Origin of the sequence: Taishania pollutisoli, from assembly GCF_014518315.1 — a bacterium.
In the GTDB taxonomy this organism is placed as follows: Bacteria; Bacteroidota; Bacteroidia; order Flavobacteriales_D; family Crocinitomicaceae; genus Taishania; species Taishania pollutisoli.
The window spans coordinates 49425-67583 of record NZ_JACVEL010000005.1; the positions used below are offsets into that span (position 1 = coordinate 49425).

At 41.8% G+C, this 18159-nt stretch carries 18 protein-coding genes; 16 read left to right on the plus strand and 2 right to left on the minus strand.

Annotation, left to right across the window (positions count from 1 at the left end):
• Window positions 1–79 precede the first annotated feature (79 nt).
• Together H9Y05_RS08970 and H9Y05_RS08975 are read right to left on the minus strand one after the other, a co-directional pair.
• Window positions 80–1687 carry a T9SS type A sorting domain-containing protein gene (locus H9Y05_RS08970; protein WP_216714082.1) on the minus strand — a complete coding sequence of 536 codons (1608 nt, stop codon included), beginning with the start codon at window positions 1685–1687 and terminating at the stop codon, window positions 80–82.
• A 230-nt stretch (window positions 1688–1917) separates the two neighbouring features.
• Window positions 1918–4377, minus strand: coding sequence for a putative LPS assembly protein LptD (locus tag H9Y05_RS08975; protein WP_163492731.1), 2460 nt, complete (start codon window positions 4375–4377; stop codon window positions 1918–1920).
• 161 nt (window positions 4378–4538) lie between these two features.
• Between H9Y05_RS08975 and H9Y05_RS08980 the strand changes: the two genes are divergently transcribed.
• The 16 genes from H9Y05_RS08980 (at window position 4539) to H9Y05_RS09055 (ending at window position 18152) form a co-directional block, all read left to right on the plus strand.
• Window positions 4539–5666 carry an N-acetylmuramoyl-L-alanine amidase family protein gene (locus tag H9Y05_RS08980; protein ID WP_216714083.1) on the plus strand — a complete coding sequence of 376 codons (1128 nt, stop codon included), beginning with the start codon at window positions 4539–4541 and terminating at the stop codon, window positions 5664–5666.
• A 5-nt stretch (window positions 5667–5671) separates the two neighbouring features.
• Window positions 5672–6709, plus strand: coding sequence for an MlaD family protein (locus H9Y05_RS08985; RefSeq protein ID WP_163492729.1), 1038 nt, complete (start codon window positions 5672–5674; stop codon window positions 6707–6709).
• Window positions 6710–8044 carry a (Fe-S)-binding protein gene (locus tag H9Y05_RS08990; RefSeq protein WP_163492728.1) on the plus strand — a complete coding sequence of 445 codons (1335 nt, stop codon included), beginning with the start codon at window positions 6710–6712 and terminating at the stop codon, window positions 8042–8044.
• A 16-nt stretch (window positions 8045–8060) separates the two neighbouring features.
• A complete protein-coding gene (locus H9Y05_RS08995) occupies window positions 8061–8492 on the plus strand; it encodes an LNS2 domain-containing protein (RefSeq protein ID WP_163492727.1) in 432 nt (143 codons plus the stop codon).
• Between the two features lie 7 nt (window positions 8493–8499).
• Window positions 8500–9288 (plus strand): (Fe-S)-binding protein, encoded by a 789-nt coding sequence (locus H9Y05_RS09000; RefSeq protein ID WP_216714084.1) that lies wholly within the window; start codon window positions 8500–8502, stop codon window positions 9286–9288.
• A complete protein-coding gene (locus H9Y05_RS09005) occupies window positions 9272–9721 on the plus strand; it encodes a hypothetical protein (RefSeq protein WP_216714085.1) in 450 nt (149 codons plus the stop codon). The genes H9Y05_RS09000 and H9Y05_RS09005 overlap by 17 nt, the downstream gene beginning before the upstream one ends.
• Window positions 9722–9856: 135 nt before the next feature.
• Entirely contained in the window at window positions 9857–10672 is an 816-nt protein-coding gene (locus H9Y05_RS09010) for a carcinine hydrolase/isopenicillin-N N-acyltransferase family protein (RefSeq protein WP_216714086.1), read from the plus strand.
• A gap of 38 nt (window positions 10673–10710) precedes the next feature.
• Window positions 10711–11076, plus strand: a complete 366-nt coding sequence (locus tag H9Y05_RS09015; protein ID WP_163492723.1) for a hypothetical protein — start codon at window positions 10711–10713, stop codon at window positions 11074–11076.
• Between the two features lie 91 nt (window positions 11077–11167).
• Window positions 11168–11914: a tetratricopeptide repeat protein gene (locus H9Y05_RS09020; protein ID WP_216714087.1), complete on the plus strand. Its 747-nt coding sequence runs from the start codon at window positions 11168–11170 to the stop codon at window positions 11912–11914.
• Between the two features lie 82 nt (window positions 11915–11996).
• The gene (locus H9Y05_RS09025) at window positions 11997–13028 is read left to right on the plus strand and encodes a threonine aldolase family protein (RefSeq protein WP_216714167.1); all 1032 of its coding nucleotides are present in this window, start codon (window positions 11997–11999) and stop codon (window positions 13026–13028) included.
• Window positions 13029–13257: 229 nt separating this feature from the next.
• Window positions 13258–14076, plus strand: a complete 819-nt coding sequence (locus H9Y05_RS09030; RefSeq protein WP_216714088.1) for an oxidoreductase — start codon at window positions 13258–13260, stop codon at window positions 14074–14076.
• A gap of 7 nt (window positions 14077–14083) precedes the next feature.
• Window positions 14084–14992, plus strand: coding sequence for a helix-turn-helix domain-containing protein (locus H9Y05_RS09035; protein ID WP_216714089.1), 909 nt, complete (start codon window positions 14084–14086; stop codon window positions 14990–14992).
• Between the two features lie 159 nt (window positions 14993–15151).
• Window positions 15152–15754 (plus strand): hypothetical protein, encoded by a 603-nt coding sequence (locus tag H9Y05_RS09040; RefSeq protein WP_216714090.1) that lies wholly within the window; start codon window positions 15152–15154, stop codon window positions 15752–15754.
• A complete protein-coding gene (locus H9Y05_RS09045) occupies window positions 15751–16221 on the plus strand; it encodes a GNAT family N-acetyltransferase (RefSeq protein ID WP_163492718.1) in 471 nt (156 codons plus the stop codon). The genes H9Y05_RS09040 and H9Y05_RS09045 overlap by 4 nt, the downstream gene beginning before the upstream one ends.
• Window positions 16191–17519, plus strand: coding sequence for a WG repeat-containing protein (locus tag H9Y05_RS09050; protein ID WP_216714091.1), 1329 nt, complete (start codon window positions 16191–16193; stop codon window positions 17517–17519). The genes H9Y05_RS09045 and H9Y05_RS09050 overlap by 31 nt, the downstream gene beginning before the upstream one ends.
• Window positions 17520–17579: 60 nt before the next feature.
• Complete coding sequence (locus H9Y05_RS09055) at window positions 17580–18152, plus strand: ankyrin repeat domain-containing protein (protein ID WP_216714092.1); 573 nt, start codon at window positions 17580–17582, stop codon at window positions 18150–18152.
• Window positions 18153–18159 lie beyond the last annotated feature (7 nt).

Consider the following 18159-nt stretch of genomic DNA (forward strand, 5'->3'; position numbering starts at 1 on the left):
TCAGATTATTTATAGATACAGGCTGAAATTTATCGTATGACTTTCAGTCAGTACCTGTTTTTATTCATACAAATAAACGTTATTTTTTTATAAACTTCACTACTTGCTGCTTCCCTTCTTTCTGATTTACAATTGTAACAAAATAAACACCACTGTCCAATCCATTTAATTCCAGGTAAACTTCGGTTTTCAGCCCTTGCGAAGAAACACCTTCTTCTTGTGTTACCACTCTTCCATACTGATCCGCCAGTTGCAATGTATAGGATGCATTTTTTTCACTGGTAAAGGATACGATGCATTGATTGTCTGCAGGATTCGGAACAATCACCGCCTCGTTTAACACTTCATCCGATGAAGAAACAAACCGCGGACCGTACAGATTAAATTTACCGTCAAAATCAACGACTTTCAAGCGGTAATAAATGTACCTGCTGTTTGTAACCGCTTCTTGATCTTTGAATGTGTATGCATGAGATTCATTGGCATATCCCGCAGCCTGTACGTTTCCTATTTCATAAAAATTGAATCCATCGTCAGAACGTTCTACCGAAAAATAGTCGGTATTTAATTCTGTAGCTGTTTTCCATGTCAGTTCTACGGTAGTTCTGTCTATTCTTTTAGAATCAAACCCGTAAACTTCGGTCGGCAATGCGATTCCATCCACCGTAAACGTCCACGTACAAACATCTCCTGCCTGTCCGTCCACAGCGATAATATACGTTTGCCCCGGAACCAGTGGTGAGAGTGAGAGGCTGGATGTACCAACGGCACACCCCAAAAAGTTCGCTCCGTAAGTTCCCACGGCAGCACAACTTCTCCATACACCAAACTGAGCCTCTCCCATTGTTCCGTCATTACAAATAATATTGTCAATATCAATTGAACCATCGGCATCTGTTGCCGTAAATGTGTAAAACACTGTATTTTCGTTTGAATACCACGTTCCTCCGGCACATGCTCCGGCACCTAACGCACTGGAAGGAGCGGTAAAAGTAGCACCTGTCGCTCCCAGATTGCATGCTTCGGTATTGGAAATGGCATTCGCACACGACGTGTTGGAAGGCGCGGGAGAAGTTCCCGTAAACGTAAAGTCAATATCATATCCTTTATCTCCCCAGACAAATATCCACAAATTCTGGGTATCATCCAGGTTATCCAATCCCAGAGAAAGCAACACTAAATTGGGTCCGGATTTATCAATGATCTGCCCGCATCCTACGTTTGTAAGCGAAGAACAATTCGGACCTTGATAGGCAGACATCCACAATTGGCTGAATCCACCAGCACCTGCAAACCCGCCAGCATATTCAATCAACAGACTTTCCACCCCTGTAGCCAGATCAAACACATGCCAACTTCCCGGTTGCACTCCTCCTCCCTGAGGTCCGCAAGGATGTCCGGTAGCATCTACATTTTCATCATCAACAGAAGCGGTTATCCCTGCACTGTTAAAAGCAGCGGTACCAATATCATCACAATCGACCAGATTGATCGTACCATGGTTGGTTGCTCCACAGCGTGTTGTTCCTTTTTCCGCATACGATTCTACTTCATGTGGGGGATTAGGCACGTCTATGGCTACATAAGGAGCAAGGTAACGAACATCTTTTTGTTGCCCAAAAAGGCAATTTACATTTACGAGAATTGTTAGAAATACAAGTATTTCCGGTCTTTTCAGCTTTTTCATGGTTATTTGCTTTAGGTGAACAAATACACTACAAGTGGTTATTAATCAAACAAATATACAGCAAAAAAAATGCAACCGGTTTCTTTTTACTCTTTTTTTTACAAAAATATGTTGTCTGAAAAAAATGCCAGAATCCACAATCCCTTACTGGTAGTGCTCTACGAAAAATAAAACGACTTCCCCTCACTGGTTCGGGAAGCGCCAACATTCATTTGCTGCAAATAGTTTATTTATAAGAAAGCCGGTGGTTTTCTGAAATCCAGCTTCGCATCTTTAAAGATAGACGACGTATTGCGAATGGTGAGTAAGAAACTTTTGTTGAATCCGATCGGTGTCCAGCGGAATGACAATGCCCAGCAATGCATATCTCTGTTGAGCGTAAAATAGCCATTGGTTACTTTTTTAGTTTTCAGGTCAATGTTGACTACCGCCCCCAGCTTCCATCGTTTGGTAATGCTAATATCTGTATCCACGTTTACCGTATGCACCTGGCGAAATTCTTCATTATCCGTTACCGTTTTATTGATGTTCCTGTTGAGATTAAATACATGGGATACGTTTACTTTCCATGGAATCCTGTAATCAATGATTCGCTCCGGGTGCAGGTAGAAATAATCATAATCCGCCTGCCAGTTTTCTGCTACCACCTCTTTGTTTTCTTCTATTTTTTCCCGGCTTTCCCGTGAGGTAATTGTAAAAGTCGTTGTGATGGCGTTGTTCATCGTTCGTCCCAATTTACTGTTTGATTTCAGAGCGAAATCAGGTAAGGATGCATTGGTGACTGCATCCCATCCATAAAACGAATAAGAAGTCGTCCCGACAATATTCATCCATTTAAAAGGACTGATCCGTATATTGACATTGATGTCCGACAAGTTCATCGATTCTTTCATGATGTCGTAATTACCCGTGAGGCTCAAGGCGTCAATGATCCTGATTTTCTGGAAACCGGTTACGGTGTCTTTATCGGATTTTCGTTTCAGTTCAAATGAGTTGTTGATCCCGAAATTAATCAACGCCTGATCTTTGGTTGCAGTATATGCATACACACTATTGGAATAGGGAGAGTAAACCAGTTTTTCCTGATTTGGTCCGACATTGGCTTCCAGATTTTTCGTCAGCAAAGGACGGTAACTGAAAGACACATTCGGTGTCAGTACATGGCGCATGATCGGTTTATTTTTACCGACAAAGCGGTAATAGGTATACAGTGCTGTTGTTGCTGCCATATTGAACGACAAGGTATGTGCCAATCCCGCTTGTCGTACAGTGTCATTCACCGCATTATTGAGAACCGGGTCGTATACTTTTCGGATCTGCTGAAAGTTCAGATTGGTCGAATAATTAATACTTGGCGTCAGCTTCAATACATTTTTAAAGACTCCTCCTGTAGTCTGAACAGTCAAGTTTTGGCGCATTCCATACATAAACTGATTCCCGATCTCTGCATATTTCCCATCCCTCAGCAATACATCTTCAAACGTCGATTTGTTTTGTCCTTCAATGTTGTAAATAATCCCCAGGCGCTGGAAAATTTCCGCTTTCAGCAATTTTTTCAATGGAAAAAACTGACTGGTTGAAAAGTTCACGATCGGGCTTGTCAATGCGATATTCCGTGTCTGGGAGTTTTGACTCAGCGCTATTTTTGCAGACAACTGGTATGGTTTCCCGGGAAATGATCGGTTGAGATTGATGTCGGACATCAAGGTATTTTTGAAGTAATTCTGGTTAACCGGATCCAGGTTATTTTTCGAGTTGTTACTGGAATTAAAGTTAATATTGGTATTGAAGTTCCATTTCGGGTTAGACTTCGCATCTTTTCGGTGTACCCATTTCAGGTCCACATTGTTGAGCCTGTTATTGGTCGGAAAGCCACTTTTATACTGGTAATAACTCACATCAAAACTTCCCGTGTATCCATATCGGCGGGCATATTCCGTTACATTCCGCAATCCCCAGCTTCCCCTGGAATAGATTGTTCCGTAAACAGAAGTTTGCAAACGATCGTTAATGGGAATATAGTATCCCAGGTTATTTAAACCAAAACCATAATTCGAGATCGGAACGATCTCCGGGAATAATAATCCGTGCGTGCGTTCATTCTGATCCTTTTGCGGAATGTAGCTGAACGGTAATCCTAATGGTGTCGGGACTCCTGCAATGTATAGATTCATCGGTCCGGTCACGATGCGTTTATCGGGAATCATTACACCCCTTGACAATTGAAAGTGATAATGCGGTTCATCCAGGTCACAGGTTGTAAACCGGCCTTCCACGAAATGAATTTCTTCATTTGCCTGCCGCTTGGCTCGTCCCATGTGCAGGTACATTTCGTCCTGTACAATTTTTACTGCTTCAATGTATGCTTTTCCTGTCCGGAGATTGTATTTTAAGGTATTTGCCTCGGCTTCATCGCCTCCCATGGTGAAGAGCGGTTTTTCAATCAACCTTCCTTCCTCATCCAATACGTATGTAGCAGTCACTTCCTCCTTTTCCATGTCCACCAGGATATAACCTGCCTTGAGATTCATTTCTTCTGTTTCCACATAAGCTTCTCCATACAGGTGCAACTGTTTCTTCTTTAAATCCGCATAGATCGAATCACGGGCACGGTATTTGGAAATTCCTCCCATGCTCTCATCGTTTACATAGATTGTATCCTGTCCGAATGAATAAAAACCCGCACACATTATTAACAATGCATGGAAGATAAGTAACGGTATGGAACGCTTTTTGAGCAAACTTTAAAATTAACTTTGTACTCTATCGTTGTTTTATGGATGCAAAACTAAAAAATAACCTTCTTGTGATGGAAAAAAACAGGCCAATATACAAAATCTGTACCCTTTTTGTGTTAATTTTAGTTGCCACGGGGATTTTAACAATTGATTCCCATGCACAAAAAGATGAATTGTTCAATTCAGCCATTAAAACCGTGGTGATCGATGCCGGGCACGGAGGAAAAGATCCCGGGTGTAACGGGGCACATTCCAATGAAAAAACAGTTTGTCTGAACATGGCACTGGCACTGGGTGAGATGATCAAAAAGAATTACCCGGAAATAAAGGTTGTTTATACCCGTGACAAAGATGTATTTGTGGAACTGGATGAGCGGGCAAAAATTGCCAACCGCAATAACGCCGACCTGTTTATCTGTATTCACGCCAACTCAGCAGGACCTGCAGCTTATGGGGCAGAAACCTACGTTTTGGGACTCCACCGGACCGAATCACAGCAAAAGATCGCCGAGCGGGAAAACTCCACAATTTACCTGGAGGATGACGGAGGTGAAAAATACAAAGGATTTGACCTCTCACCGGACGCCATCATAGCACGCCAGTTACAATTGAGCATTTTCCTGGATCAATCCATTAATTACGCCAGCAAAGTGCAGGCGGAATTTAAAACGCTCGGCCGTCACGACAGAGGTGTCAAACAGGCAGGATTTCTTGTACTCTACAAAACTACCATGCCGAGTGTGCTGATTGAAACCGGCTTTTTAACCAATCCGCAGGAAGAAAACTTCCTGGGAAATAAGGAAAATCAAAAGAAAATGGCCGAGGCAATGTTCAGCGCCTTTCGTAAATATAAAAACGAGTTGGAAGGTGTCCACGTTGATACAAAAACTCCAATTACGAATTCCAGCCAGAATTCAGGAACAACTACACAGCAAACGACAGAAACAACAACTGAGGATGAAAAAGAGAATAATAACAAAGTTGTCTTCCGTATCCAGATTCAAACCTCTCAAAAACGCATCCCTACCTCCAGTAAAGAGTTTAAGGGGATGCCGATTTATGAATACCAACAGGACGGACTTTACAAGTACGCCACAGGATATTTTGTAAGCGACTTCAAATCAGCAAATAACCACAAAAATGAATTGAGAAATACCGGCTTTGAACATGCATTTGTCATTGCCTTTTTAAACGGAGAACGCATTAATTTGGAAAAAGCTATTAAATTAGCAGAAAATTAATTGTTTTGAAAATCTCTAAGGAACTTAAGACGGGTGTTATATCCATCGTGGCGATCGGATTACTGATCGCAGGGGTTAACTTTCTGAAAGGCAACAGCTTTTTTGGAGGCGATGATGTATATTACGTTTATTTATCTGAATCAGGCGGCGTTGCTCCTGCTACTTCCGTTTATGTGAACGGGGTCATTGTCGGAAAAGTACTGGAAGTAGGTCTGACAGGAGAAAAAGAAGAAAATAAAAAAGTCCTGATGAAATTCAATATTCAGGATCGTAACTTCAGAATTCCGGTTGGCTCCAACATCCACGCAGGGAGTGTTGACTTACTCAGCAAAGGTTTGATTATCATCCCGAATGAAGACATTTCAAAGTATCACAACCCTTCGGACTACATCCAGGGAGACATTACCAGCAGTTTGATGTCCGAAGTAAAACAATACGCGGATCCGCTGATTCAAAAAGTTTCTGCAGTTGCCAATTCACTGGATAAATTCATCGTTTCATTTTCTGCTTTCTGGGATACAACCGCTAATTCCGAACTGAAAGAAACATTTAATGAAGTACAGTCGGCCTTAAAAAAATTCGGTAATGTAGCAACAGAACTGGAAGGGTTGATGGTAACGGAGAAAGCAAAACTTTCCCGTATTTTCAGCAATGTGGAATCCATTACTTCCAACCTGCATAAGAGCAATGAGAAAATCGAAGGAATCATTGGCAATGCAAAAACATTTACCGACGACCTGGTAACTGCCGATTTTAAAGGTACAATTGAAGAAGCAAAAATGACGCTCAACAAGTTCAATACGATGCTGGATGCGGCTACAAAAGGAGAAGGGACCCTCGGAAAATTGCTTTCCGACGAGCAATTGTACAACGAGTTGAACACAACCAATCAGCGTTTGCAAAGCCTGGTAGGTGATATTGAAAAACACCCGGAACGGTACATTCACTTCTCCGTTTTCGGAGCAAAAACAAAAGGAGTACCTTTGTCACCAAGTGAAGAACGGAAATTAAAACAATTGTTGGACTCAACAAATCTGAAATAAATGATTAGCGGTATTGTATTCGGCATTTTATTGGTAGGAAGCTTCGGATTCTTTACCTGGAACGTATGGAAGATCCGTCAGAATATTCTCCTGGGAAGGGAATTGGACAGAACGGACAATCCGAAAGAGCGTTGGAGAACAATGATCCTGGTGGCATTCGGGCAAAAGAAAATGTTTCAGCGTCCGATTCCGGCAATCCTTCACTTATTCATCTATGCGGCATTTGTGATTACACAAATCGAATTGATTGAGATTGTTGTAGATGGTTTCTCAGGACATCACCGGATTTTCAGACCCGCACTGGGCGGCTTTTACACCTTTATCATCAGTTTTATTGAAATTCTTTCCGTACTGGCGTTTGTGGCAACCATTGCCTTTTTGGCACGCAGAAACCTGTTAAAAATTCCGCGATTTACGATGCGGGAAATGGTTGGCTGGGCAAAAACGGATGCCAATTTGATTCTTTTCTTTGAATTTTTACTGGTGACTTGCATCTTCATGATGAACGGGGCCGATGAAGTACTTTACAGCAGAGGGCTTTCTCATGCGGAAAACCTGGGAGACGGTTCATTCGGGTTTGCCGTTACGCAACACATCGGGCCGGCATTCTTCGGCGGACTTTCCGACGGAGCATTGCACGTGATTGAGCGCATCGGATGGTGGGGACATATTGTAATGGTATTTGTTTTCCTGAATTATTTGCCCTTCTCCAAGCATTTTCACATTTTACTGGCATTTCCGAACACGTATTATTCCAACCTGGAAAAAAAAGGACGGTTTACCAACCTGGCATCTGTTACCAATGAAGTAAAATTGATGATGGATCCGACAGCAGATCCATTTGCAGCTCCGGCAGATGGTGCGGTCGCAGAACCACAGCGTTTCGGTGCGAAGGACGTAACTGACCTGACCTGGAAAAGCTTGCTGGATGCGTATACCTGTACGGAATGTGGTCGTTGTTCTTCCGCCTGTCCGGCAAATCAGACAGGGAAATTACTTTCTCCACGTAAAATCATGATGGAAACACGCGATCGTTTGGAAGTGGTCGGTGATAACATTCGCAAGCATGGAAAAGAGTATGATGATGGAAAAAGTTTGTTGTTTGACCACATCACAGAAGAAGAAATCTGGGCATGTACATCGTGTAACGCGTGTGTGCAGGAATGTCCTGTAAATATTGACCCGCTTTCGATTATCATGGAAATGCGCCGTTACCTGGTAATGGAAGAGTCAAAAATGCCAAGTGAGTTAACCGGAATGTTGACCAATATAGAAAACAACGGGGCACCGTGGCAGTTTTCTCCGACAGACCGCCTCAATTGGAAAGACGAGTAGTGTACAATCACACATCATGGATAAAAAAACAGACCAACACTTAATTGAAACAAAAGAAAACGGAAAACTGATCAGTCCCATATTACCGGAACACGTAAAGAATTATTTAATTGACATTGACGGGACGATTTGTGATGACATACCGAATGAAGAACCGGAGCGAATGGCTACAGCAGCTTTGTATCCGGATGCACTGGAGATATTGAACAAGTGGTATGACGAAGGACATATCATTACGTTTTTTACCTCACGAACGGAAGAACACCGTCCGGTAACAGAAGAATGGCTGAACAAAAACGGGTTTAAATACCATGGTATTTTGTTCGGAAAACCACGGGGAGGAAATTATCACTGGATCGATAATCACCTGGTAAAGGCGACGCGATTCGAAGGTAAGTTTACCGACCTGGAGGAACGGGAAGTGAAGATACAAGTATTTAAAAAATAGTTGTTTTATGAGTAATCTGAGAGTGCCGACAATGGCAGAACTAATGGCAAGCGGAGAAACAGCCGAAATCCTTTTCTGGGTAGGTTGTTCGGGGAGTTTTGATGACCGTGCGAAAAAAATTACCAAGGCCATTGTCAAAATATTGAATCATTGTGATGTAAAATTTGGAGTACTGGGAACAGAAGAAAGCTGTACCGGTGATCCTGCAAAACGTGCCGGGAATGAGTTTACATTCCAGATGCAGGCAATGATGAATATTCAGGTGCTGGACGGTTATGAAGTAAAAAAAATCGTTACCGGATGCCCACATTGCTTCAATACATTGAAAAATGAATATCCGGAACTGGGAGGAACCTACGAAGTCATTCACCATACGCAATTGATCCAGGAACTGATCGATTCAGGGAAACTGACGGTACAGGGCGGAACATACAAAGGGAAAAAAATCACCTTCCATGATCCGTGCTACCTCGGGCGCGCCAATGATGTGTACGAAGCCCCGCGCGAGCTGATCACCAAACTGGACGCGGAACTGGTCGAAATGAAACGCTGCAAGACCAACGGACTGTGCTGTGGTGCAGGAGGAGCGCAAATGTTTAAAGAAGCTGAAAAAGGCAACAAGGAAGTCAACGTATTGCGTACAGAAGATGCATTGGAGGTTGCCCCTGAAATCATCGCGACTGGTTGTCCTTTCTGCAATACCATGATGACCGACGGTGTGAAACACTTCGAGAAGGAACAGGAAATTAAAGTGTTGGACGTAGCAGAATTGATCGCAAATGCAGCAGACTTATAACAATTTATTTGAACACCTTCCCGATTCAAGCAAAATCTGGATTTATCAGAATCAGGGAGCGATTCCACAGGAGGTACAGAAAGCAATTCAAGCGAAATTAGATGTATTCGTTCGCCAATGGGCCGCACACAAAGTACAATTGTACGGCGCTTCTGCTATCCTGGAAGATTATTTCATTGTACTGGCAGTTGACGAAAATATGACAGCCGCTTCCGGTTGTTCCATTGACAGTTCTGTTCATTTCATCAAAGAACTGGAAAAGGAATTCAACCTCCGCTTGTTTGACCGGTTGCACGTCCTGATTGAAGAGAACGGGGAAAAGAAAATCGTTCACTTTTCAGATGTAAGCAAGCATAAAGGAGCAACGTTTTTTGACCCGATGGTAACATGCCTTGGAGAGTTGAGAACAACCTGGATGAAGGTAGTTGAGTGAATTGGTAATTTTGAATACTGAATTTAAATGGATTTGGTATCACGTACAATGATCCGTGATTCTCTTTTATTCAGCATTTATTTCATTTTTTGATTAAATTTAGCAACGAATCTGTTCAGCTAAAGGATGTCGCGAATGAACTACATACTGCCCTTACTTTTTATCACACTTTTTTCCGTCCAAACGTTTGCGTGTTCGATCATCTATTACGTCGACAGTAAAACAGGCCACATCTATTTTGTCAACAATGAGGATTACTGGTATGATGTAAAACCCTACATTCAGATTGTCCCGGCTTCACACAATGAATTGGGGAGAATCTGGTATGGTTGGAAAAATTTCGGGCAGGGCGGTGTGAACGAGAAAGGACTGGTCATCGACGGTGCAACAACACCCGAGCAAAACATCCCGGAAGGATATAGCTCCTCTCCAACCGGCAATCTTACAGACGAACTACTGGCAAACTGCAGTACGGTAAATGAAGCTGTCCTCTATTTAGAAGAACAGAAAGTAGCTCTGAAAAACGCACACATTGTACTCGGAGACAGAACGGGTAGTGCCGTAATTATCGAATGGGTGAATGGTCGTCAACAGCTTGTCCCCATCCAGAACAACCGACTTGTTGCAACCAATTTTAATCTTTCGGACACCAATCAAATGGAAACTTGCTGGCGTTATCCCCTCATCCAGGAAGGTTTGGATCAACTGGATGCAGCGAATCCAACAGAAACAATTGATCTGAAGGCAGTTGGGAATGTACTGGGAAAGGTAGTTCAACTTCCTCAACCGGATGCTACCGGTAAAATAGGAGGTACACTTTATACGACTTTCATTGACCTGACGGAAATGAAACTCGTTCTGGTATACCAACTGGACAATTCAAAGGTCCACAAGCTGGATATTCTAGCGGAGTTGGAAACGGGTAAAAAAAGAAAGATTAAATTGGGGTAGTTACAAGCAAAGACACTTCTCACACGAAAACGTAAAAAATGAAGATCAGAACAGTGAAAATACGACGGAAAAACACGCCTTCGATCGCCAAATTAAACAATACGACAATTGCTGTTCACACACGATTTGTAACAAAAGGGAGTGAATGGCACATGACTATTCCGACTCAAATTATCATTGAGGAAAACAAAAACGAAACATTCATCACTTGCTACGGACAAATGACCAAACCGTTTCTCCTGTCATTGGCTTTTGGGTTAGTTTGTCCTTTTCCCGCACTTGTTAGCAACCAGTTGCTGATATACCTTCTTCTATGCCTTGGATTGTTCGCAATTTTGTTTGTTTTTTTCATGAATCGCATTGTATATACAACCAAAGATTATCTGAAAAGATTGCAAATATAAGCCATTCATGAATTAATCCCTATATCCGAAAAATTGAATAGTTTTAACCTGAAAATCGTTCACATCACTTCCATCGAATAAAAAAAGTAAAATGAAGTTAAAATTACTAGCTACAATCACATTACCCCTCTTCTTCAGTCCGTTTTCTTTTTCCCAAAATAATGTGAAAGACTTATTGGAGAAAGCGCATCTGGCACGCCAGGAAACGGGTATAGAAACAGCAATTGAGTTGTATACAAAAGTGATCGAATTAGATCCGACAAACATAGATGCTTATTATTACAGAGCAGATATTCTGGCCGTGTTCAATGCAACAAGCAGCATTGAGGACTTTCTAAAAGTAATCGAATTAGACTCCTTACATGAAGAAGCACTGCATGGTGCGGCATACTATTATTCGTTCAACGGTAATCATGAAAAAGCAGCGTATTATTTAGAAAAGGCACTCGCTGTAAATCCGCAAAGTACGAACAATCTTTTTCTACAAGTGAAACGTGAAATTCGCAAGGAAAATTACGAAAAGGCTTTAATAATGTGTAATCAAATCATATCCCAACAGGATGAGTCATCCATTTGGCCAACTTTATTAGAACGTGGACGCATCTATTTCTTTACGGGAAAAAATCAAGAAGCAATTTCAGATTTTGAAACATGTTTCAAGGATGATATGTACGGCAAGTACAGTTCACAAGACTTTGAAATGTGCGGAGATGCCTATGAGAAAATAGGAGAATTGGAACAGGCGTGTGAAAAATGGGATCTGGCAATCAACCATTTTGATGTAGACGTACCTTCCGAAACGGCCATTCAAAAAGTGGAGAACAAATGCAAAAAGTAACCGCTTATACGATTACCTTAGCCTGTGTGAAACTGATTTTGCTTTGTGTATAATTAATTGAATGCCTTTAAGAACAACCACCATGTACAATTTCAAAAACGATTATTCCGAAGGGACGCATCCCAACATTATCAACAAATTGGTAGAAACCAACCTGCTTCAGCAATCCGGTTATGGAGAAGACGCCTACTCCATTGCTGCCAAAGAACGGTTACAACAACAGTTGAACAATTCCGAAGCTGCCATCTATTTCGTATCGGGTGGTACGCAGGCCAATCTATTGGTGATTTCGGCAACACTACGTATCCATGAAGCAGTCATCAGTGCAGAGACGGGCCATATTTTTGCGCACGAAACGGGTGCAATCGAAGCAATCGGGCACCGGGTGATCACCGTTACTACCACTGACGGGAAATTATCTCCGAAAGCGATTCAAACAGTATTAACCGATTATTCATTGCGACCGCACGTAGTAAAACCGAAGCTGGTATACATCTCTAATTCAACCGAAATCGGTACCATTTACAGCAAGAAAGAACTACAGGAACTATCTGCTTGTTGCAAAGCACACCAATTGATCCTGTTTATGGATGGTGCACGATTAGGGCACGCATTAACGGCAGAAAACAATGACCTGACACTGGCAGATCTTTCTAAATTGACAGACGTATTTTACATCGGCGGAACAAAAAACGGAGCATTATTGGAGGAAGCCATTGTATTTAACTCTCCCGATTTAGCTCCTGAATTTGATTATGTATTGAAGCAAAAAGGAGCGTTGTTGGCAAAAGGCAGGATATTGGGAATTCAGTTTCTCGAATTGTTTAAAGACAATTTGTACTTCGACCTTGCAAAACACGCCAACAGGATGGCCGGGAAGATTGCAACAGCAATTCAAGAAAACGGTTATTCATTTTTAACTCCTCCTGTAACCAATCAGCTCTTCCCTATCTTGCCTCAATCGCTCATCAAACAACTCAGCGAAAAGTATGTATTTTACGAATGGAAAGTAATGGATGACCAACATTCAGTCGTCCGGCTGATTACCTCCTGGGCTACGGATGAACACATGGTCGATGAATTGATCCATGATTTAAACACATGGCATCGGTAGATCGGGAAAAGTCGTTGTGAAATTCAGCAAAAAGTGCGTATTCGTCAGACGGTAAATCTGTTGACTTTCTGTGCCTTCTCTTTTTTATTTCAAAAAATCGTTTATTTTTGGATAGAAATGATGATAGAACCGATCATCTGTAAAAAGTGTACAACAACCCTGAATTTGTATTAACAGATTGGTATCCTTTCAACGGACATTTGCAACATCATCTTAAAAACAGGAAAAAATGAAAAAAGTAATTGTAATTACAGGTGCAAGTTCAGGAATGGGAAAAGAAGCTGTAAAACTGCTCATCAATCAAGGACACTCCGTCTATGCATTGGCAAGACGCATGGATGAAATGCAGGACCTTCAACAACTTGGTGGACATCCCATGCAACTGGATATCACACATGAAGAGAACGTCCGGCAAGTCGTGGAGACCATTGTTCAGCGGGAAGGAAAAATCGACGTATTGATTAACAATGCAGGTTATGGTTCCTACGGTGCTGTTGAAGATGTTTCCATTGAGGAAGCGAAACGCCAGTTTGAAGTGAACCTGTTCGGGTTGGCCCGGATTACACAAGCGGTGCTTCCCATCATGCGGAAAAACAAATCGGGCCGGATTGTCAACATCTCTTCCATCGGAGGAAAAATTTATACCCCATTCGGTGCCTGGTATCATGCGACCAAACACGCATTGGAAGGCTGGTCGGACTGTCTGCGGATTGAAACAAAACCATTTGGAATTGATGTCGTTATTGTAGAACCGGGTGGTGTGTTGACTCCCTGGGGAACCATCGCAGCTGAAAATCTGAAAAAAACAGCTGAAAACAGTGCTTATCAAACACGTGTCAACAAAACAGCCGACTACATGATCAAAATGTATACGGAAGACAACAACCTGTCTTCCCCTGTCACAGTTGCTGCTAAGATCGTTAAGGCAAGTACCGTTCGAAAACCACGAACACGCTACGCGACCGGGTATATGGCAAAACCGATTTTATTTATCCGGCGTTGGGTGAGTGACAGAATGTTTGATTGGATTATCTCACGGTTCGGATAGGAAGGTCATGAAACCAATTATCAGCCTCCAACGCATCAGTGATATCGGGAAGTTTGATCCCGCCATCCGGATTATGCATCCGCTTGTCGCAATCGTTGATTTTAGTAAAATTGATGAGTCCCTGGAAGAAGGTACCCGCATCAGCTGTGATTTCTACACCATCATGTTTAAAAATTACTGTGTCAATACGCTACGGTACGGCAGGCAAACCTACGATTTCCAGGAAGGAAGCCTGATCTGTATCGCTCCCAAACAAGTGGTGACCATGGACAGTGAAATTGAGAAGAAAGAAAACATGATGGGCTGGGGATTGTTTTTTCACCCGGATTTATTGCGCGGAACTTCGTTGGCGAATAAAATGGCTGACTATACCTTCTTTGCCTATGAAACATCGGAGGCGTTGCATTTATCAGACAAGGAAAAACAAACGCTGCACGATTGCGTTCAAAAAATACAACAGGAATTACACGAAAACATTGATGATTACAGTCAGTCATTGATCGTTTCCAATATTGAACTGTTACTGAATTATTGTACCCGTTACTACGGAAGGCAATTCATTACCCGAAAAAACAGTAATTCAGGGACGGTAGCACAGGTGGAGCAACTGTTAAAGCAGTATTTCAAAACTGACAAAGCGCAACAGGAAGGATTTCCAACGGTAAAATACCTGGCGGACCAAGTCCGTTTATCGGCTAATTATCTGAGTGATTTGCTAAAAAAAGAAACGGGAATGAGCGCACAGGATCACATTCACTATCACGTCATTGAAGCAGCCAAAAATTTGTTATTGAATTCAGATAAGACTGTAGGAGAACTGTCTTTCATGCTGGGTTTTGAATACCCGCAATATTTCTCCCGTCTGTTCAAATCCAAAACGGGTCTGACACCCCTCGAATACCGGAATTTAAATTAATCGATAAACAGCAATTATGGTTCGAAAACAGCTTTAGCAAATGTGCACCATAAAATCGACAATAATTCAGCCTGTTTTGTATTTTTGAAGGGAAAATAGAAATATGTTTGAAATGTATTGAACTTATTCTTCCATGTATGTACTACAAATAAAGCCATCATGAAAAACATCTTTTTAGTACTGCTTCTTTTTGTCTGCTCATACCAGGTACATGCACAGGACCACCGTTTTCAAAACCGTATCCACACGCAATTTGAACTTCACGTTGATTCGTTGGAGCGTTGTACAGTGGCGCACAAACAGTATGTCGACACCGTTTATTGGTTACATTTCTCTGTAAAAAACACTTCCGGAGACACCCTTACGTATGTCACCAATTCCTGTTTTTACTACAATCATTTTACGATGATAATCGGTAGGGTACAATTTGAAGTCAATGAGAATGGGGGCTGTCTGTTTAATGAGCAGCAGCCACATATAGTAGCTCCCGGAGCATCAGTTCGCATCTCCGAATGGATTACTTCCGCAAAATTGAATCAGCTGGACACCGGAGAATGGGATGGAAAGGTAATCATTCCGCTGATACGGGACACGGAACAAATCTACCGGGTAGACGGAAGATATTTAACGCAACACGGTAACGATGTTGTCGGACAGGAAGAATACCTCATTTTTGAAGGCCGAATAAACATCGTCCAAACGTATACTGAAGGATTCAAGGGAAAAAAGAAAGGGAAATCAAAATCCAAAAAGAACGCATGAACATACAACAAACAAAACAACTGACGGACATTCAATTTCAGCAAATCAATCAACTGTGGAATGACGAATACCCGGTGACCTTGAAAGACCGGTTCGGATTGTTACTGGACGGAGTAGAAAACTATACACACTACCTCATCGAAGATGCGCAAAAAAACATCATCGCATGGGCTGTTGATTTTGAAAAAGACAATGAAATCCGGTTTTCGATCATTGTTGACGCGCAACAGCAGGGAAAAGGATTGGGACAACTCCTGATCAATCGGTTGAAAGAGGCACTTGATGAAGTGTATGGTTGGGTGATTGACCACAACAACGATCTGAAAGCAAACGGTGAATACTACCAGTCACCACTGTCTTTTTACGAGAAACAAGGTTTTGAAGTTCTCCGGGACATCCGTGTTGATACGGAAATGCTGAAAGCCGTAAAAATCAAATGGGCAAAACACCCGGTTTCAAACACCTAACAGATCCATTTGTGAGCACTACACCTTATAATTTACTTCCGCGGCGCATAAAGCTACTGTATCGGATAATCTACAGCGAACTGGTTTCGGATGACCTGACCATTTTCAAAAATAGTTCAGGTAAATGGGGAGTTCTGAAAAAAGAACAAAAATGGGGATTTACTTCCTGGTATACCTGTATTGTCAAACCACGTTACCATTCAGTCGGGTACAACAAACAACTCGAGATGATAGAAGCTGTAGAAATAGTGAACAATGAATGGGACAGTACCACCAATATTTTTTATTACTACAATACTTCCGGCAAGTTGCTTCGTCAATTGGAAAAAGGAACTTCTGCCAACATCGATCAGCATGGAAACATCATTCGAAAGAAAAATGGTTTGTACGGTCTGTTTGATACGAATTTTAATGTACTGATTGAACCGCAGTATGAGCAGCTTAGAGCAATTGACAATACGTATTTTATTGCCTCTAAAAATCAACTATTTGGTATCATTTCCGTCACGGATCAACCCATCCTGGAATTTGCATACACTGAAATTTTTGACAAAACCATCAACAACCGGGTGATCGTCGTAAAAAACTCAGCTTATTTTTCATTTGACATGATCAATCAAACACTGGAATCCTTGCCATTTGATCAGGTGTTACGTCCCACCAGTAATACATACGGTGCTCCGACTCGTAACAGTTTATCGCTCTTTAAAGCAATTTCCGATTGTACAAAAAAGGAAGACATGGAAGAAGAAGACATGGCAAAATACAGGGGAAAATGGGGAATCATAGAAGCAGACGGTAGTATTAAAATTCCATTGGAATACGACTACATTGACTTTTTACGCAATCCCCGATTCTTTAAAGTATGTAAAGGAAATCTGGTTGTCAATGACTGGGAAGATGTGGAAAGTGATTACCGGTTAAACGTCAGTGGTAATGCAAAATGGGGAATCGTTGACGCTGAAAACAATAGTATCGTACCGATTGAATACGATTGGATCGATGAAGTAGAATCTACTATCTGGGTAGTTTACAAAGGTGGTCAGGTGTACTACAATGACGATTACCAGGAAAATTACTGGACGATAAAAGGCGGAAAACTGGGAGTTTACAACGGAAAACAATTGATTACACCTATTGAATATGCTTCCATTGACAAAAACTGGTTCCGGGTAAAAGATTATATTTTTGTCCGAAAAGAAGACCACCCGGCAGATTACGATGTCTACACCTTTGACGGGAAAAAAATTGAAGCAAACAAACCTAATCCACGTGATCATGTGTATTATGGTGGATAACAATTAAGTTCAACAGTAATACAAACAGACAAAAAAAGAATGCGACAACTGGTAATGATAATGATCTTACTACTTACGGTTACAGGATGCTCTGACCAACCTCAGGTAGACAACAAACAGGAACAGGAATTGATCCAGGCATTGCTGTACCGACATGAGTTTAAAGTTTCATCAATTGTTGATGAACTTATAAAAACAGGCAGCATCGATCAAAAAATACCAACGGAACGTGTTGCCCGGACTGCTAACTTCTGGACGCCCTTGTCGTATGCCGCATTTATTGGAAATGTTGCTGCGGTAAAATTGTTCATCGAAAAAGGAGCAAATATCCATTACACGGATGCTAACGGCCAGACTCCTTTGATTTTAGCTGCTATCAGTGGGAATATGGAAGTGATTGAAATCCTGTTACAGGCCGGGGCAAACATCAACGCAATGGATATCAATAATCGTACGGCTCTTGTTCATGCTGCAACTGCAGGAAATCTATTGACGGTCAAATACCTGATAGAAAAGGGATGTGATCCCACCACTCCCCACGCGAAACAAAATGCGCTCGATTTTGCACTATTTTATCAGCACACAGAAATTGTCGACTACCTCAAAAGCAAAGGATTAACTCCCCATAATTAATCACAAC

Excerpts from the sequence above, each read along its gene's own strand:
- H9Y05_RS08970 (WP_216714082.1), bottom strand. The coding sequence starts at position 1,687 with ATGAAAAAGCTGAAAAGACCGGAAATACTTGTATTTCTAACAATTCTC.
- H9Y05_RS08975 (WP_163492731.1), bottom strand. The coding sequence starts at position 4,377 with ATGTGTGCGGGTTTTTATTCATTCGGACAGGATACAATCTATGTAAAC.
- H9Y05_RS08990 (WP_163492728.1), top strand. The coding sequence starts at position 6,710 with ATGATTAGCGGTATTGTATTCGGCATTTTATTGGTAGGAAGCTTCGGA.
- H9Y05_RS08995 (WP_163492727.1), top strand. The coding sequence starts at position 8,061 with ATGGATAAAAAAACAGACCAACACTTAATTGAAACAAAAGAAAACGGA.
- H9Y05_RS09000 (WP_216714084.1), top strand. The coding sequence starts at position 8,500 with ATGAGTAATCTGAGAGTGCCGACAATGGCAGAACTAATGGCAAGCGGA.
- H9Y05_RS09005 (WP_216714085.1), top strand. The coding sequence starts at position 9,272 with ATGCAGCAGACTTATAACAATTTATTTGAACACCTTCCCGATTCAAGC.
- H9Y05_RS09010 (WP_216714086.1), top strand. The coding sequence starts at position 9,857 with ATGAACTACATACTGCCCTTACTTTTTATCACACTTTTTTCCGTCCAA.
- H9Y05_RS09015 (WP_163492723.1), top strand. The coding sequence starts at position 10,711 with ATGAAGATCAGAACAGTGAAAATACGACGGAAAAACACGCCTTCGATC.
- H9Y05_RS09020 (WP_216714087.1), top strand. The coding sequence starts at position 11,168 with ATGAAGTTAAAATTACTAGCTACAATCACATTACCCCTCTTCTTCAGT.
- H9Y05_RS09025 (WP_216714167.1), top strand. The coding sequence starts at position 11,997 with ATGTACAATTTCAAAAACGATTATTCCGAAGGGACGCATCCCAACATT.
- H9Y05_RS09030 (WP_216714088.1), top strand. The coding sequence starts at position 13,258 with ATGAAAAAAGTAATTGTAATTACAGGTGCAAGTTCAGGAATGGGAAAA.
- H9Y05_RS09035 (WP_216714089.1), top strand. The coding sequence starts at position 14,084 with ATGAAACCAATTATCAGCCTCCAACGCATCAGTGATATCGGGAAGTTT.
- H9Y05_RS09040 (WP_216714090.1), top strand. The coding sequence starts at position 15,152 with ATGAAAAACATCTTTTTAGTACTGCTTCTTTTTGTCTGCTCATACCAG.
- H9Y05_RS09045 (WP_163492718.1), top strand. The coding sequence starts at position 15,751 with ATGAACATACAACAAACAAAACAACTGACGGACATTCAATTTCAGCAA.
- H9Y05_RS09050 (WP_216714091.1), top strand. The coding sequence starts at position 16,191 with ATGGGCAAAACACCCGGTTTCAAACACCTAACAGATCCATTTGTGAGC.
- H9Y05_RS09055 (WP_216714092.1), top strand. The coding sequence starts at position 17,580 with ATGATCTTACTACTTACGGTTACAGGATGCTCTGACCAACCTCAGGTA.